General features: G+C 67.6%; 8 protein-coding genes, 1 tRNA gene, 2 pseudogenes and 1 CRISPR repeat array. Of the genes and pseudogenes, 2 read left to right on the top strand and 9 right to left on the bottom strand.

Features of this window, described 5'->3' with window-relative positions:
• The first annotated feature begins 109 nt into the window (after window positions 1–109).
• Together NE234_RS25200 and NE234_RS25195 are read left to right on the top strand one after the other, a co-directional pair.
• Window positions 110–3,598, top strand: coding sequence for an alpha-N-acetylglucosaminidase TIM-barrel domain-containing protein (locus NE234_RS25200; RefSeq protein WP_252783112.1), 3,489 nt, complete (start codon window positions 110–112; stop codon window positions 3,596–3,598).
• Between the two features lie 435 nt (window positions 3,599–4,033).
• Window positions 4,034–4,106 (top strand) — tRNA-Lys (locus NE234_RS25195).
• A gap of 931 nt (window positions 4,107–5,037) precedes the next feature.
• On the opposite strand, the gene NE234_RS25190 is transcribed toward NE234_RS25195, so the two are convergent.
• From NE234_RS25190 to NE234_RS25150, 9 genes and pseudogenes are all read right to left on the bottom strand, one after another.
• The gene (locus NE234_RS25190; protein WP_252783111.1) at window positions 5,038–6,402 is read right to left on the bottom strand and encodes a hypothetical protein; all 1,365 of its coding nucleotides are present in this window, start codon (window positions 6,400–6,402) and stop codon (window positions 5,038–5,040) included.
• Window positions 6,403–7,024: 622 nt separating this feature from the next.
• Window positions 7,025–7,774 (bottom strand): hypothetical protein, encoded by a 750-nt coding sequence (locus NE234_RS25185; protein WP_252783110.1) that lies wholly within the window; start codon window positions 7,772–7,774, stop codon window positions 7,025–7,027.
• Between the two features lie 2 nt (window positions 7,775–7,776).
• Window positions 7,777–8,457: pseudogene (locus NE234_RS25180) on the bottom strand (IS256 family transposase); the annotation flags it as partial.
• 140 nt (window positions 8,458–8,597) lie between these two features.
• A CRISPR array of direct repeats spans window positions 8,598–8,961; the repeat unit is 30 nt; unit sequence GTTGCGACCCCTCGCAGGGGCGATGAGGAC.
• Window positions 8,962–9,036: 75 nt separating this feature from the next.
• Window positions 9,037–9,369 (bottom strand): annotated as a pseudogene (locus NE234_RS25175) (Dna2/Cas4 domain-containing protein); the annotation flags it as partial.
• Window positions 9,369–11,792 carry a CRISPR-associated helicase Cas3' gene (gene cas3, locus NE234_RS25170; RefSeq protein ID WP_252783109.1) on the bottom strand — a complete coding sequence of 808 codons (2,424 nt, stop codon included), beginning with the start codon at window positions 11,790–11,792 and terminating at the stop codon, window positions 9,369–9,371. The gene cas3 and the pseudogene NE234_RS25175, both read right to left, overlap by 1 nt.
• A gap of 5 nt (window positions 11,793–11,797) precedes the next feature.
• Window positions 11,798–12,457: a CRISPR-associated protein Cas5 gene (cas5, locus tag NE234_RS25165; RefSeq protein ID WP_252783108.1), complete on the bottom strand. Its 660-nt coding sequence runs from the start codon at window positions 12,455–12,457 to the stop codon at window positions 11,798–11,800.
• Window positions 12,454–13,479, bottom strand: a complete 1,026-nt coding sequence (gene cas7i / locus NE234_RS25160) for a type I-B CRISPR-associated protein Cas7/Cst2/DevR (RefSeq protein ID WP_252783107.1) — start codon at window positions 13,477–13,479, stop codon at window positions 12,454–12,456. Before cas7i ends, cas5 begins: the two co-directional genes overlap by 4 nt.
• Window positions 13,476–14,900, bottom strand: coding sequence for a hypothetical protein (locus tag NE234_RS25155; protein ID WP_252783106.1), 1,425 nt, complete (start codon window positions 14,898–14,900; stop codon window positions 13,476–13,478). The genes cas7i and NE234_RS25155 overlap by 4 nt, the downstream gene beginning before the upstream one ends.
• The gene (locus tag NE234_RS25150) at window positions 14,897–15,640 is read right to left on the bottom strand and encodes a CRISPR-associated endoribonuclease Cas6 (RefSeq protein WP_252783105.1); all 744 of its coding nucleotides are present in this window, start codon (window positions 15,638–15,640) and stop codon (window positions 14,897–14,899) included. Before NE234_RS25150 ends, NE234_RS25155 begins: the two co-directional genes overlap by 4 nt.
• Window positions 15,641–16,196 lie beyond the last annotated feature (556 nt).

Raw genomic sequence — 16,196 nt, 5'->3', positions numbered from 1 at the left:
TGTAAAGACCTTAATAAACTCCCTTCGGTGGAGGTGCGCCAGCGTGTTGGGCCGACGACTAGGAAGACGATCGAGCATCAGGCGCCGATCTCGTACACTCATCGCCGCCATGGCGGCGGCGCTGGCCGTGCCGCTGGCCGTGGCGCCACCGGCGACGGCGAAACCCACACGCGCGACGGCCGCCGCGCGTGACAACGGACCGGCCGCCCAGGCGCTGGAGCGGATTCTCGGTAAGAGCCGGGCCGACCAGGTCACGTTCCGGACGATCGACAAGGGCACGGGCGCTGACCGTTTCCAGGTCTCCGCCGCGGGCGGGCACCTGGTGGTCGCAGGGACCTCCCCGGCCGTGCAGCTCACCGGGTTCGGCTGGTACCTGCGCAAGGTCGCGCACGCCAACGTCTCGATCGGCGGTTCGCAGCTCGACCTTCCCGCGCGGTTGCCGCTGCCGTCCGCACCGATCGCGCAGGACGCGTCGGTCGCCAACCGGTTCGCGCTCAACGACACCAATGAGGGATACGGCGGCGCGTACCTGAGCTGGCAGGAGTGGGAACATCGCATCGACGTGCTCGCACTTCTCGGCATCAACCAGGTGCTGGTCTACGAGGGGCAGGAGGCCGTCTACGAGCAGGCCTTCCAGCAGTTCGGCTACAGCGCGGCGGACATGCGGAAGTGGATCCCCGAGCCGGCCCACCAGGCGTGGTGGCTGCTGCAGAACATGTGCTGCACCGGCTCACCGATCTCCCAGCAACTGATCGACCGTCGCGTCGTGCTCGCCCGGCGCATCATCGACCGGCTACGCGAACTGGGCATGACGCCGGTGCTGCCCGGCTACTACGGCACCGTCCCGACCGACTTCGCCACGCGGAACCCGGGGGCGAACACCGTCCCGCAGGGCACCTGGAACGGCCTGCAGCGCCCCGACTGGCTCGACCCGACCGGCCCGCAGTTCGGCAAGGTCGCGGCGGCGTTCTACCAGGCACAGACCGAGCTCTTCGGCACCTCCACGATGTACAAGATGGACCTGCTGCACGAGGGCGGCACCGCCGGGTCGGTACCGGTGGGCCCGGCGTCGAAGGCCGTCCAGGACGCGCTCGAGGCCGCCCACCCGGGTGCGATCTGGGTCATCCTCGGCTGGCAGAGCAATCCCCTTCCGGCGACGCTCCAGGCGGTCGACCGGTCGAAGATGTTCGTCGTGGACGGCCTCAGCGAACAGCCGAGCATCACCGACCGCGACAAGGACTTCCTCGGCACTCAGTACGCCTTCGGCACGATCTGGAACTTCGGCGGCCACCAGAACTTCGGCGCCGGCCTCACCGTGTGGAACCAGAAGTTCAACGCCTGGCGCGCCAAACCGGGCAACGCCATGAACGGCATCGCGCTGATGCCCGAGGCCATCGACAACAATCCGGCCGCGGTGGAGTTCTTCGCCGACATGCCGTGGGAGAACGGCCCGGTCGACATGGACGCCTGGTTCGCCGAGTACGCCACCGCCCGCTACGGTGCCGCCGACCCGCATGCCGTGGCGGCCTGGCAGATCATCGAACGCACGGCGTACTCCTGGCCTGCGGGCAAGGACACCCGGCACGTGACCGCCCTGTTCGATGACCAGCCGAGCCTCACCGACACCGGGCAGGCGGCGCTGCAGTACGACCCCGCCGAGTTCGAGAAGGCGCTGCACGAGCTGCTTCAGGTGGATCCGCGGCTGCGCCACTCCGACGCGTACCGCTACGACCTCGTCGATGTCACTCGTCAGGTGCTCGCCAACCGCAGCAGAGCACTCCTACCGCGGATTCTCGCCGCCTATCGCGACCGCGACAGCGCCGCCTTCGGGCGACTCACCGACCGGTGGATGGCCGAGATGAAGCTGATGGACGACGTGCTCGGCGCCGATCCGCACTTCCTGCTCGGCACGTGGCAGCAGGAGGCCGCCCGCCAGGCCGCGAACCCGAAGGAGGCCGCGACCCTTGATTACGACTTGAAGTCGCTGGTGACACTGTGGCAGACCGAGAGCCCCGGGATTCAGGACTACGCGCGCCGGGACTTCAACGGCCTGGTCGGCGGCTACTACGCCGAACGCTGGAAGATGTTCTTCGGCCTGCTGAAGGACTCGCTGCGGACCGGTGACGAGCCGCAGCCGATCGACTGGCGCGCGGTCGCCGAAAGCTGGGCGCACGCGGGCACCCGCTACGCGGCCGTGCCGCACGGCGACGCCTACCGGCTGGCCACGAAGGCGGCCTACGAGGCGTCCGGTGTGCTGACCCTCGCCTCCGACCGGAAGGGTGTCACCCCGGGCGGTACCGTCCACGTCACTGCGACCTTCACGAGCGACTCGGCGCTGAGCACCGCACACAAGGTGGGCTTCGAGTTGACCGCGCCACACGGCTACGCCGTCCGCCCCGTGACCGCCGCCACCGGCCCCGGAAACGACGTCGATCCCGGCAAGACGGCGACCGCGACCTGGACGGTGACCGCCCCGGCCGACGCCGCCGCCGGTTCCCTGCCCGACCTGAACGCCACGGCCTCCTGGCGTACCGCCGCAGGCGCCTCCGGACGGGCGACCGCGCACTCCCTCCTCATGGTCGGCGGGAGTACGGTCGCGGCGCCGTACAAGGCGGCGGCCTCCGCACCGGCCGAGTTCGCGCGAACGGGCGATACGACGGGCATCGCCGCCGGCGGCAAGGACATGGAGGGTGCCACCAACGAACTCGCGACCGTCTACGAGGGCGGCGGGCTCACCTCGGGTCACGCGGTGTCCACGAGGGTGACCAGGCTGGACGGGGCATCCCCGTGGACCCGCGCCGGCCTGGTCGTCAGCAACGACCTGTCCAAGACCGGGTCCGCCGGGTACGCCGACATCGCCGTCACCCCCGAGCACGGCTGCGTCTTCTCCTATGACGCCGACGGCGACGGCAGCCTCGATCACATGACCGAGGTCGGCGGGTTCACCGCAGGCGAGGTCCACGTGCGACTGCGCACGGACGGCGGCCGCGTGACCGGCTCCTGCAGCTCCGACGACAAGAACTGGACCGTGATCGGATCCGGCTCGGTCGCCGGTGCGTCGGCCACGCAGGACGTCGGCATGTTCGTCAGCGCGGTCAACGCCCAGACCGCACAGGAGGCGATCGCGCTCTTCGCCGGCGGCATCGCCGACGCGCCCGACACCTCCCGCGACGGGTCCGGCGACGTCCTGCAGAGCCTCCACAAGCCGGTGACGGCACTGTCGTCGGAGTCCGGCCACCCGGCCGGGGCCGCCAACGACGGCAGCCGCGCCAACTCCCCGTACTGGGGCGGGCCGATGACGTACGGCCAGACCTGGTGGCAGGTCGACCTCGGCGCGGTCGATGACGTGTCCCGCGTCAACGTCCGCAACTATGTCGACGGCACCCGTTACTACACCTACCGGCTGGAGGGCAGCGCCGACGGCACCCACTGGTTCACCCTCGGCGGCCGGAACGGGCCCGCCCCCGCCACCGACGCGGGCGACACGATGAACACCGAGGCCGAGGCCCGGTACGTCCGGGTGACCGGCCTCGGCAACACCGCCAACGCCACCTTCCACCTCACCGAAGTCAGCGTCTACGGCACCCCGACGTCCTAGCCCGCCCGGCGGGTACCGGCCGTGGCCGCCTCCGGCATACCGCTTCAGCCGGTACCCGCCCCGAGTCCAATTCGCACCCGCGAGGCCAGGCCACCCCATCGCCGGGTCGCCGGTGAGGTTCGGCGCCGCGCTGTGGGCCAGGTGGGCCTCGTGGAAACATGCGGTCGCCCGCGTGCAGAGGAGCGGTGACTCATCGGGCCCGCTTCCCTGAGCAACGGCAGAGGGATGACCCGGCAGGCGGGACCTGTGGGGTGAGGGACCCGACCGCGGCATCGGGATTGCACGGGTCCGCGCCTTCGCCGACATCGTGGACGAAATCGCCGGCCGCACAGCGCGCTGAGAAGCAGCGGCCCCCATGGTCACCTCGGTGTCGACGGCCGAATCGAGGGGAGCACGGTCGAGGCCGGAGGACTGCTAAAGTTACGGACGTCGCAAGCGCCGCTAGCTCAATTGGCAGAGCAGCGGACTCTTAATCCGCGGGTTCGGGGTTCAAGTCCCTGGCGGCGCACCCGTCCCGACCTGGGCGTTCTCGGTTCCACCGGGAGCGCCCAGCGTCTGTTTTGGGGCGGTTTGGCGACCGTGGTTGCTCCATGGTTGCTCGCGTGCCGCGACCTTGCTAAGTCCACACCCCGGACACCGTCCGAGCGGCGGGCGACACCACGACCGACGGCCCCTCCAGCGAACCGGCAACGGATCACACACATGCCATCCGAGGCCGGCAGGCGACCCCAGCACGTCCCCACCCTCGGACATGACCGGATGGCCCCGTCCTCACCAAGCCGCCCCTCAGGACCCACACCCAGAAGGACGCTTCAGTCGACGCAGACGGTCGCTACAGAGGCACCGACGGCGTTCGGCGATCGCGTTCGCCTTTGGGGCCCGGACCGGCGTCTTGATGACCCGCGCACCGAGTGAGGTGAACACTTCATCGAAGACGCTGGTGTACTTGGTGTCGCGGTCACGGATGAGGAACCTAATGGGCTCGGCCCGCTCCCCCCAGGTCTGTGAGCAGGTTCCTGGCCTGCTGGGCGACCCAGGTTCCGGTCGGCTTGGTCGGGACGCCCGGCTGTGGTCGCTCCGTCTGGCCGATATCGAGGGCCATCCCCGCAGGCGCGGGGCCGACGGTGGCGCCATCGTCGTGGTGTATCAGCCCGGGGGGCCATCCCCGCGTGCGCGGGGCCGACGTTCGCGTACGCCACCGCGACGGTCTCCGCCGCGGGTCATCCCCGCGTGTGCGGGGCCGATGCCTACGCGCTCGATCTTCTCTGCACCAACGCGGTCGCTGGCGGTGCCGCCAGCGACACCACGGCTGTGACCGCCGAGGCCGCGACAGCCGCCTTTCCTGCATCTGTGGCCGCATACTGTCGTGCCGCGCGGCAGTATGGCGGCGGGCTGCCCCGGGCTCAACACCCGTCCTGCAGCGTCGATATTGCCGGAGGTCAGGTCAGGTTTCGCTCCATCCAGGTCTTGGTGAGTGCCTTGATCTTCGTGTCCTGGTAGAGCCGGTCGGGGGTGCCCTTGAAGTTACGGACGGTTTCGAGGAAGGCGCGGTCGCTGCGGCCGGTGAGTTTCGGGTCGATCAGGTCGAGCAGTTCCTGCCACTTCTTGCGCGGCCATTCGTCCTGGAGCTTGAGCCGGATCTGCGAGTTCGCGAAGGCTCGAAGGGCGATCGCTGCCTGGTAACCGTCGAACCGGCCGATGAGCTCCTTGTAGATCGGCTCCGCGTTCCAGGCGACCCCGTAGCCGTTCGTCAGGAAGACATTGACCAGGTGGACGACGTAGCTGCGGATGGCCTGCTCGGGGATGTCTCCGTGGCGGCCGACGACGTCCTTGAGTCGCTGCGCGGCGGGTGGCTCCTCGGCATAGTTGCGCATGTGCGCCTCGTGGGCCCGCTTGAGGTCGTCCAGGGCCTGCTGAATCTCAGCGACGCGCTCGGGCTCGGGGAGGTAGGAGGACCCACCGACCAGGTCCAGCAGTTCCCTGGCGCGGATCGCCCGGTCGGTGTCGGCGTTGGCGGTGAACCGGGCGAGTTTGATGCCGACCTCGTTGCGGGCGTCCTCGCTGACCAGCGGCCAGAGGTCGGGCCAGAGCGAGCGGACGTTGTCGAGGATCTCTGGGGTCGCGTCGGCGGGGGTGTAGATACCGAAGAGGCCGGCGGCGAGGTTGTCGGCCTGGTCCTGCTCTAGCCCGTCGAAGAACGCTGCGATCTTCTTCAGCTCGTCCTTCGGCAGCCGCTTGGACTTGATGTTGGTGAGGAGCTTGCCGATCGCGGCGACGACGTTGCGAGGCTGGATCCGGAAGACCTCCTTGATGCAGGTCTCCAGCCACTCGGCCAGCTTGAGGCCGGTCAGCTCCTCGATGTTCGGATGCGCGGCACTCGCGTGGTTGCGCATGTAGTTGATGTGGATGAGCTGCTTGAAGCCGATGTCGCTGACGAGCTTGATCTTGTTAGCAGCTTCCAGCAGCTTGTAGTCGTCGATCTGGGAGAGGTCGTCGCGGGTTTTGAGGTTCTTGCGGCGGGCGGGGTCGGTCTCGGCGAGGTCGAAGAAGTAGTCGACGTCGAAGGCGGCGACGTGGTCCCGCAACCGGTTGATCGTCTCGTTCCAGAGGTAGTTCAGCGCGGCGTCGAACAACCCGACCGAGCCCGCCATGATCATCTTGGCGATGTAGGGCGCGTCCGCCCGCTCCTCGGCGGTGAGTTCCTCGATGACGTCGGGAGTGTTCCTGAGGAGGGTCTCACGCTGCTTGGCCGCGACGATGATGTTGTCCGTGGGCAGCCCCCAGGCCTCCAGTACCTGGAACATCAGATCTTCGAATGCCTCCAGATCCGCGCGAGCGGCCTGGACCTGGACCGAAGGCTGCGCTGCGGGAACTGGTAGGTTTTCGGGAACGTCCTGGGGACTCATTTGTTCTTTCTCCGATGAGAGTTGTTCTTCCTCGCCTCGCGGCGTGGAGCTCTAACGTCGGCTTCTGCGGCGCAGTCCGGGCGATCGTTCCGACGTCCGCCGTAGCTTCCGGATCACCCCGGAGCCCAACGTTGTCCCGGGCCGGTTGGGGGCGGGCTGTGGCGAGCGATCGGACGCGTCAGCCTGGTATTTCGGCGATCAGTTTGTCGCATCGCGCGCGGAACAGGGAGGGAATTTCCTTTTCTGCAGGTCACCGACGCGAAGACAGTCCCGACGGCCTGGTTCTCGTACAGCTACCGGCCAGGTGGCACGTAGCGCAGTGTCACTGCCACGGTCCTCGTTTCTCAACTGGTCGTCGGAGCCTCCGCTTCGGCCTGCCGGGCGCGCCGCTGTGCGCGTACGCCAGTGCCAGACCTGCCCGGGGCGGACCAGTCCGGCTCGTCCCCGGGGTCCTTCGTCACCACCTTGGTCACGTGCAGCCCGGCAGCCCGGCCCCGGGTGTGCTGACTCGTATCGCACGTCAGCAACCGAACGTCGCGCCCGGCCAGGCTCTGGATGGCCACCGTCCGGTCGATGATCTCGACATCGGGGCGGTCCAAGCGCACGTGGCCGGGGGGATCGAGGACGATCTCCAGGTTGACCCTGCCGCGAGTCTCACCGTCCTGAACGGTGTCGGAGTCGTCGGCACGTTGCTCATGGCCGGTTCACTGTCCGACGCGATCGGTCGCCGTCCCGTCCTCGCGCTGGCGCTCGCGCTACCCTCATGCAGGACCCCGTGGGTGCCGCCATTGAGAACCCCGTCGAGGAGACCAAGCGTGTGGGCGGCCCGCCAGCGAGCACGCTGCTTGCTGGCGTCTTTGAGGTCGTCCAGCTCGTCGACCACCACGATCGGGAACAGCAGGCGCACGAACTGCCAGCGCGGCACGTCGAGCACCTCGTGCAGGTCGACGTCGGCCAGCTTCACCTCATTCTGGATGTAGAAGCTCGAGTCGGCCACAACGAACACTTCCCGCTGGCTCCACCCGCCGATCCGCGTATCCAACGCGGCCACGGCCGCCTCGAACGCCTCAATCCGTTCGGCGACCTCAAGTTGCACGAGGCCGTTCACAAGGCGCTGCTGGGCGGTCCCGGCGAGCGTGCCGCAGCTGCCCAGCAGCACCCGGTAGCGGTCGGTGAACACGAGCTGGTCGAGGTCCCGATCGCTGATCTGGGGGCGCAGCATCCGCGCGGACTCCGTGGCCCACTCCAGATACGTCAGCAGGCGATGCACACATCGGCGATGCCGCGGTTCTTCAGCTCGGCCAGCACGCCCATCCAGTGCTTGGCGCCTTCGCCGCCGGTGCCCACCCACAGGCCCAGCACGTCGCGTTCGCCGTGGCAGTTGATGCCCACGGCGACGTAGATCGGCCGGTTGGCGACCTGACCATCGCGGATCTTCACGTGGATCGCGTCGATCAGCACGACCGGGTAGACCGCATCAAGCGGGCGGGACTGCCACGCCGCCAGTTCCTCGGCGACCCGGTCGGTCACCCGGGAGATCAGATCACGCGAGACCTCCACGTCATAGATCTCCGCCAGATGGGCACGGATCTCTCCGGTGGTCAGGCCCTTGGCATACAGACTGACGATCGCCTCATCGACCCCTTCGATCCGGCGGGCGTGCTTGGGCACGATCTTCGGTTCGAACTCACCCGCCCGATCGCGTGGGACCTGCAGCGGGACCGCGCCGACCTCAGTCAGCACGGTTTTGGGCGAGCGGCCGTTGCGATGATTGCCACCGGGCTGAGCAGGGCGTTCGCCCTTCTCATAGCCCAGATGTTCGGTCATCTCCGCATCCAGGGCGGCCTGCAGCACCGTCTTGGTGATCCCGGCCAACAACCCGTCCGGCCCGACCAGCGACACTCCCTGGGACTTGGCCCGCTCGATCAGCTCAGCGGCCAGCTGCACATCCAGCCCCGCAGCCGATGCCTGCTCGATGTTGTCTTCAGCGTCGGTCACAGTGATCCTTCCCAGCCAGAGCGTCAGCTCCAGCCTGCCGGATCACCAGCCCGCCCACGATCTTTCAGACAGTCCCGCCGAGAGATCGAATGGATGTTGCAACCCCTCGCAGGGGCGATAAGGACCCGTCACGTCCCTGGACTCTGGTGGCGCGGTCATCTTGTTGCGACCCCTCGCAGGGGCGATGAGGACGGTGGGCAGTCTCCGACACACGCTGGTCGACGTCGGGTTGCGACCCCTCGCAGGGGCGATGAGGACACAACACCTTCTACTCCTGCAACGGCGCGTTCATGGCGTTGCGACCCCTCGCAGGGGCGATGAGGACCCAAGGCTTGAAGGCGGCGAACGGTCCCGGTGCTGTGTTGCGACCCCTCACAGGAGCGATGAGGACACCGGGCCGGTCTCCGGCGTGGTGCGGCTGTCGCCGATGTTGCGACCCCTCGCAGGGGCGATGAGGACCCGACGGTAAAGCCTGATGTCCGCTTGCGCTAGGTCTGCGTCCCGCTGTGTGTAAAGTATGCGTTTGGTGCGGCGGGTTTTTGGAAAGTGCAGGATCACGCCTTGGGCATCGACACCGATGCGGTGAAGACGATGGCAGTAGTGCCGGGCTTGTGCCTCGTCAGCGAGGGTAGGGCGGGTCGATGATTTGCCTTCATGGACCCAGCGCTGGCCGTCAAGGAAATCCAGCCGGGCAGCACCGAGATCCACCGGCGTGTTACGGGTGTAGGCGGTATCGTGAACGGCTTCGCCCATCTGAACTGTGGCGCTCAGGTGCTCGGGGCGGATTCCTTTGATGAACAGCCGCAGTTGGCGACGGCAGTGGTAGAGGTACCTGATGTGGGTCCCGCCGACGTCCTCTTCCTCCATCACAGAACTTCTCCTGGCTGGTAGGTGGACTGGGCAGGGCCGTGGATGGACCGTAGTCCAAGGGTCGGGTCGTAGTCGCCGTCGATGAGCCGGATTTTCAGTTCTTTGTCGTAGCCGCTGAGTGGTCCGGCCCAGTGGGGCATGGGGATCAGGTATTCGTCGGCGAGAAGGCGCCCAGCCTTCATGTTGTTGGGGCCCTGGTTGAGGGCGGCAGCGTAGACGTCGCGGTCTTGGGTCAAGACGGCTTCGCTGCCGTCGAAGAGCGCGTCGAAGGCTTCGGTGAGTGTCGAGCGGTCGTCGAAGGGGCGGCGGAAGGTCAGGAAGTCGCGGGTGAAGGTTTCTTGTCGTTCCAGGACTTCTGCGTGCCACTGGCTGCCCCAGGTGGTGGCGTAGATCGTGTTGAGCCAGGTGGTGGCGTCGGTTTCGTCGATGGGGCGGCCATCATTGTTCAGGAGGATCTGCCAGGCCTCCTCGACCGGCTCTCGTGGGTAGATCCCGTCGGCGAACTCGCCGGGCTCGGTCCCTCTGGTCGTCCAGTTCGGCTGGTGGACGATCACGTCTGCGGGGGGACGTTCGGCGAGGCGGTTGACTCTTCCGAAGCGCTGAAGGAGTGCCTCCAGTGGAGCGGCCGCCGTCAGGAGCACGTCGAAGTCCAGGTCCAGGCTCACCTCGACGCATTGGGTGGCTATCAGGAGACCGGGCTGCCGTGTCTCCCGACGGGAGGCCGCGCCGAATCGTTGTGTGATCTTCGTTTCGATCAGGCTGCGGTCGCGGCGTCGAAAGCGTGAATGCAGCAGCAGCGCTGCGTCTTGTCCGTGCTGGTCTTGCACTTCGGGGGCGAGTTCTTCGAACAGTTCGAGTGCCTGGGCGACGTTGTTCGCCACGACGAGCACGGATTCGTGCTGTTTCAGGCGGTGGCGGATCTCTGCGAGCGCGGCGGCGTCGGTGAGGTGGTGGTTGCGGATGCTCAGCCGGTGCCGGGGCGGGATGTGCAGGTCATCAGCCTTCACCCAGACGGACGGTGTGTTGAGTGTCTGGGTGAACAGGCGTGCGAGGAGGTCAGGGAGGGTGGCGGAAACGACGGCGATCCGGCCGCCGAGCCGTTCCCACAGTTGGGCGGTGGCGAGCAGGTAGCCGAGTCTGCGTGGGTCGTAGACGTGGAGTTCGTCTAGGACGAACACCGAGTTGGCGGCGTCGATGAGGATGGCGGAGTGGGCGTTGCCGGCCAGGGCTCCTCGCAACAGCTGGTACGGGGTGGTGACGCGGACGGATTCGTGGAACAGCTTGGTGGCCGCGGCGCGGGCGACGGCTTTGGTCGCGGCGTCGATACGGTGAGGAGAAGTGTTCGGGTCGTCGTTTTCTGCGCTGTCCTCGGGTGTGATGGCGGCCGCGAGGTGGTAGGAGGCGGCCTTGGAGTGCGCGACCCCGACGGTGTCCGGGGTGCCGAGGAGGTTCTTGAGCCGGTCGGCCATCGCGTTGATGGACGACAGGTACGGAAGGACGATGAAGACCCGCGGCACCCCGCCGGTCTGCTGTTGCAGGGCGGTGACCTGGTTCGCGGACCACAGCAGGACGGCTTCGGTCTTGCCGCTGCCGGTCGGAGCCCGCAGCAGCAGATGCCCTGAGGATGCCGCAGCACGGCGTTGGTGAGGGCGCAGGACCTTGCCGTCGTCGGCGAAGCGCTTGTCCAAAAGCGTGGGGAAGGAACCGTCCAGGGGTTGGTGGAAAGACAGCTGCTTGTGGGCGGAGGATAGGTGATCGGCCAAGATGACGGCGCCCTGGAGCAGGATGGCGGTGAGGCCGCGGCCGGGTGTGGCGCGGTCCGCCCAGTGTTCCAGCAGGGTGTCGAGCATCTGGTGCGCGGTGGCCGGCAGATCTTCGGCGTGTATCGGAGCATGCGTGGGGTCCGGGACGGGTAGCCCGGCACGCCGGGCTGTGGCACCGAGCCATCGGTGCAACGCGTGCACGGCCGCAGGGGAGATCTTCCCGAAGCGTTCGCGCAGCTCGTCCAGGTCGTAGGGGTGGTAGAGGGAGTCCAGGTCGCGGCCGGGCTGGTTGCCGAGGGGGCGGTGGTGGGTGGCCACCGCTGTGGCCACCCACAGCAGCAGTTCGGGGTCGTGGATGAGGGAGGGCAGGAATCCTAGGGACAGCACTTCGTGTCGTTCTCCCCAGGTTCGGTGCGCTCCGGTGACCATGTCCTGGAAGCCGTCTGCGATCTTGCCTGCGTCGTGGGTCAGCGCGGCGAGTTCAACGGCGCTCCAGAACAACCGTCGGAGGCTGGCGTCGACTGCTGCGATCGCGCCCACCCGCTGCCGGAGCCAGCCGGCGGCGGCCAGCGCCGCCGCCAGATGGTCGGTGAGGGGTTCGGCAGGTCGCCCGGACCGGCTGCTTTTGGCGTAGAAGGCCGACAGTGCCTCTGGCATCGGTTTCACCGCCAGGCGGCGGCATCGGGGTGACAGCCGGGCAGCAGCATCACGGCCCGCCCGTCCGGGGTCGATGCGCTGTCGGGAACGCGGGCTTGACTACGCCCGGTGGCGTCGAAGCGGTAGGTGCCCCACCGGGTCCTGTCCCGTCCTGGGGCGATGGCCGTGGGCAGCCGTAGGGGGGTTCCCCCGGTGATGGCCGCATCGCCGGGAACGATCGCAGAGCCCAGCACCCCCGGAGCAGATGTCAGCGGCACCCGCTGCAGCGAGATGCCCACGAGGTCTTGGCTGCGGCCCAGCCGCAACGGCCACACCGGGCGGCGCAACCGCCGCCACCACTGCTCGACATCGTCCAGCAGCCAGACCGTCAGCACGGTCGCGGCCAGGAACTCACGGTTGCGCGGGGTGGGTGAGGCTTTCTTCCCCGAAGCGTCCAAGGGGTGGTACGTCTCGTAGTCCACGCCCCTTCCCCCGGCGTGGAAGGCCATCGCGAACCGCAGCCCTGTGTCCACCTGGTCCCAGCCTCCGGCCGCGGCGGCGAGCAGACCGCCGACGGTGGCCGGCGGTGGACACGGCAGTGTGACCTGCACGCCGGCATACAGCGGGTTACGGAAGGACGTGACGGGCGTGGTGAACGTCGCTTCCAGCGCGATGGTGCCGGTCACGCCGACGGGTCCTCGAACCAGTCGTCATGGATACCCTGTTCGATCTGTGCGGCGAGTCCGGTCAGCATGACGCGGGGGTGCTGGATGCTGACCGTGCCGTCCTCGATCAGGTCTTTGAGCTCACGTTCGGCATGGTCCCGCTGGTCGCCGAGGAATCCCGGCGCCCATCCCAGGAGGACCTGCCCGTCCAGTTCGTCGGCCCAGGCGGAGAGCTCTTCGCGCAGCACGCTCGGCTGGAAGGCCGGTTTGCCGTCCCTGGCACCGACCACCCGGGTGAAGGGGTTCACGCCGCCCTTCATCGGCGCGAGGAGAACGAAGGCGGGGGTGCGGTCTCCGTAATGCAGGGCCTGCTTGGCTCCGCCCCGCAGTTTGGCGAGAGTGTTCAGCACCACCGCGACACGCCGGCGGCGTTCGGCTTGGGCGAGCCGAAGTGCGCTGGTTCCCCGCAGCGTCACAGGCTCGGCCCCGTTGGCTTGGGCCTCCTCGGCGGCGGCCGGGCTGAGCGCCACCCGAAGTCCGCTGCCGTCGGTCTCGAACACCCCCACCCGCGGCAGGTCCAACAGCACGTCGGCGGCCAGCACCGCGCTGTAGAGCTCATGCTGGTGGAGCACGGGGTGTTCCCCGAGTGGGAAGTCCCGGCTCATCGTGCCGTAATCGGCGGTGGCGCGTTGCGGGGTCAAGGACACGAAGGTGCCGGTAGCCAGGACGGTGTCCCGCTGGTAGCTGTCGTTTTTGACCGCGACCATGTACCCGAACAGGTCATCATCGAGGTACCGGTCGGGGCGGCCTTCGGTGTAGGCCTGTTGCTTCTTTCCGGTGCCCGAGCGGGTCACTCCGGAGCGGGGCTCGTCATGGGGCAGCGAGTCACGCAACCACCGGCGCACCGCTTGCGCCGAGACGTAGGGGAACTCCTCGCGCCCTACCCGCAGCTTTTTGACCTTGCCGATGTTGTCTTCGCCCTCACCGTTGTTGGGCGCGCCCGCGACCACGTCCAGGACGATCTTCCCGGCCAGGAAACTCACTGCTCTTCCTCCATCTTCTCGGTGAACTCCTTATCGGTGCTGTCGTCGAGCTCTTGCAGGTCCTCCTCGGCGGTCTTGGACCGCCAACCGAGCCGGGTCAGCTCCTCCAGCACCCCGATCAAGAACACATCCCGGTGGAACCAGCCCGGGTTGTCCTGGGCCGGATCGAACAACAGGACGAAAGCCCGCTCACTGACCAACGGGCCATCGGCCTTGTCCGGGCGGTTCATCGCCCACCGCACCCCGTGCCGGGTCAGCCAGGCCCGCAGTTTCCTGGGATCCCGCATGCACGCGCGAAGGGCATTCAACTTGCCGCCGGATTCCTCAACCGAAAGCAGCCCGGCGACCTTGCGCGCGGTCGACTGGAGTTCGGCCAGGTCCTTGGCGTCCATCTGCATCACCTCTGTGACGAAGGAATAGAGCAGGCCCACCGCAGAGGACACCTGCTCACGGTCGCGATCGGTAAGGGCGACGAGCCGGCCCAGGTGGGCTGCCACGGCACCAACGATCCGCGACGGCTCGGTGAAGGCATTCCTGGCCAGGGCCACCACACCGGGCAGCCGCGCGGAGGCGTGAGCTTGGACCAGAACCTTGAACCCCGGCCTGTTCGCGGGTCTGAGTGTCCGCCGCAGCCATTCGGCCAGCGGCTGGTCCAACGCGTGGATCTCCAGCGACTGGCCGCGATTGTTGTTGTTGAAGACCAGCAGCTCCACACCGGCCGTCAGCCGCTCGCCGTACCGGCGCAGCGCCCTGAACGCCACCACCTCACGGGCCGCTGCATAGCTGTCGCTGACCTTGCCGGTCTCCGCGATCATCTTGTTGCGATCGACCTGGCGTTCCACGGTCCGGCGCATGAAACGCCCATCCCAGCTGTGCAGCGCATAGCACGAACCACCGGTCAGGTGACTGCCGTAGGCGAGCGCGTGGAAGCTCACCAAACACGGCCGGCACAACGCCAGCCCCGCATGCCCGCGGGGCGTGCTGTTGCGGTAGGCGTCACTCTCGGCCAACGGAACATCGAGTTTTCCGAAGAACCCGACCGCCGCTCGCCCGCACAGCACGCAGTCGACGCCCGGCCAGGTCCGCGGATCTGGCAGGCTGCGCCACTGTTCGATCGCCGTCCGGATGCTGTCCGCACTCTTCTTGCCGTTGCTCGGATGGTTCATCGGAGAGTTCGGGTTGATCGAGTAACTCGTCTTCAACCAGAACCCATGCGCGGCCTTGCTGTCCCGTACCAACGCCGCGTTGATCGCTTGGCGCGTCATCAACTGCACCGCGCGCTCGAAATCCTCAGCCGGCAACTCTTCGGGACCGGTATCGCCGGCCAGCGCCGCAGTCGCATATGCGCCGATCCGCTGCAGCGGGTGCGCGGTCAACACCAGACGGGACTGCTCGAGAAGGTCGACCGAGTCGGCCGTCATGCGATCACCCACCCGAAGCCGGTGCTGTTGGCCTGGCCCAGCCCCCAACTCCACACGGCTTGCAGAACCTCCGGAGCGCCGCTGATCTCCACCTCGACACACGCCCCCGGTTTATGGCCTCCCGCACCCGCCCGTCCGGCGACCGCGAAAGAGCGCTTCGGGCCAATCCAGGTGACTCTCTCCAGCGCGACGTCCTGGTCAAGGCCGAGGGTCTCGGCCTTACGGCGCAGGTTGTACTCAAAAGCCACATCCCACTCCGGCTCGCCCGGAAGCAACCACGCCTGACGGGTATGCCGCACCCCGGCCTCATCCCTGCCCGAACCCTTCAACACGATCGGCGTGCTCGTCCGAAAACGCCCGCGGCCAGCGGAAAACGACGGCGGCTCCACCACCTCGACCGCATCCACGATGAACGCCGTGGCCCCCCACGCCAGGACCGGAATACCGGAAAGCGCCGTCCCGAAAGCCTCGACCAGCTGTGGTACCGGGCTCCCCAGTTCCCACACCCCGGCGCCGCCCACCGCATAGACGCCCCGCCTCCGCCGGCTTTCAGCGAACACCGGCGCCGAATATCCGAACGGAACCATGCCGTAGGGCTTCCAGCCCTGCGAATGAAGCTCGGCCCCAAGCTCCGGGGCTACGCGCTCAAGCAGCGAATACACCAGCGCCCGCCCCGGACGGACAACCGACCCCCAGGCCAGCTCCCGCGCCTCGGTATGCACAGCCACCCGTATCCGCACCCCGGCCCTCCTTCTACGACGACCACCCACCAGCCACCGGAAATGTCAGTGGCGCATGGCACCGTCACTCCCACGTACTGGGCGACGTCCGGCACCGTAACCACAGAGCCAAGGTCACGTCTCGCAAAAGGAAAAAACTGGTCTCGATCCATCCACCGCAGCTGCCAACACAGGCCTGCCGTCAAGGGCCGCTACGATGACCCCGTCATCCGCCCTGATCTACGCACCGAAGGCATAGACCAAGGGGGTAGCAACAGACCGGTCTTCTCCTTGAGGAGATTCCAAGCCTCATAGTCATCGACCCTCAGAGGGGCACCGCACCGGCGCCGTCCCGCACAAACGGCATGCACACCGGCCGCGAACCTGCCGATGACCCAGAAGAACCCGATACTTGACAGCTCCATAGAGCCTCGAATCTCAGCGCCACACTGACGACGACGCCTGAAAACTGGACCAGTGGCGACGCGTGAAAACGGACCCACCTCGAGCCCTTTGGGGCTAGTGGAGAGGGGTGCTGAGCGTGGAGGACTGGGCGGAGATCCGCAGGCTGCATCGG

The organism is Actinoallomurus rhizosphaericola, assembly GCF_024055675.1.
Classification (GTDB): domain Bacteria; phylum Actinomycetota; class Actinomycetes; order Streptosporangiales; family Streptosporangiaceae; genus Actinoallomurus; species Actinoallomurus soli.
The sequence above is the reverse complement of the archived record's forward strand: the minus strand, read 5'-3'. Positions and strand labels throughout refer to the sequence as shown.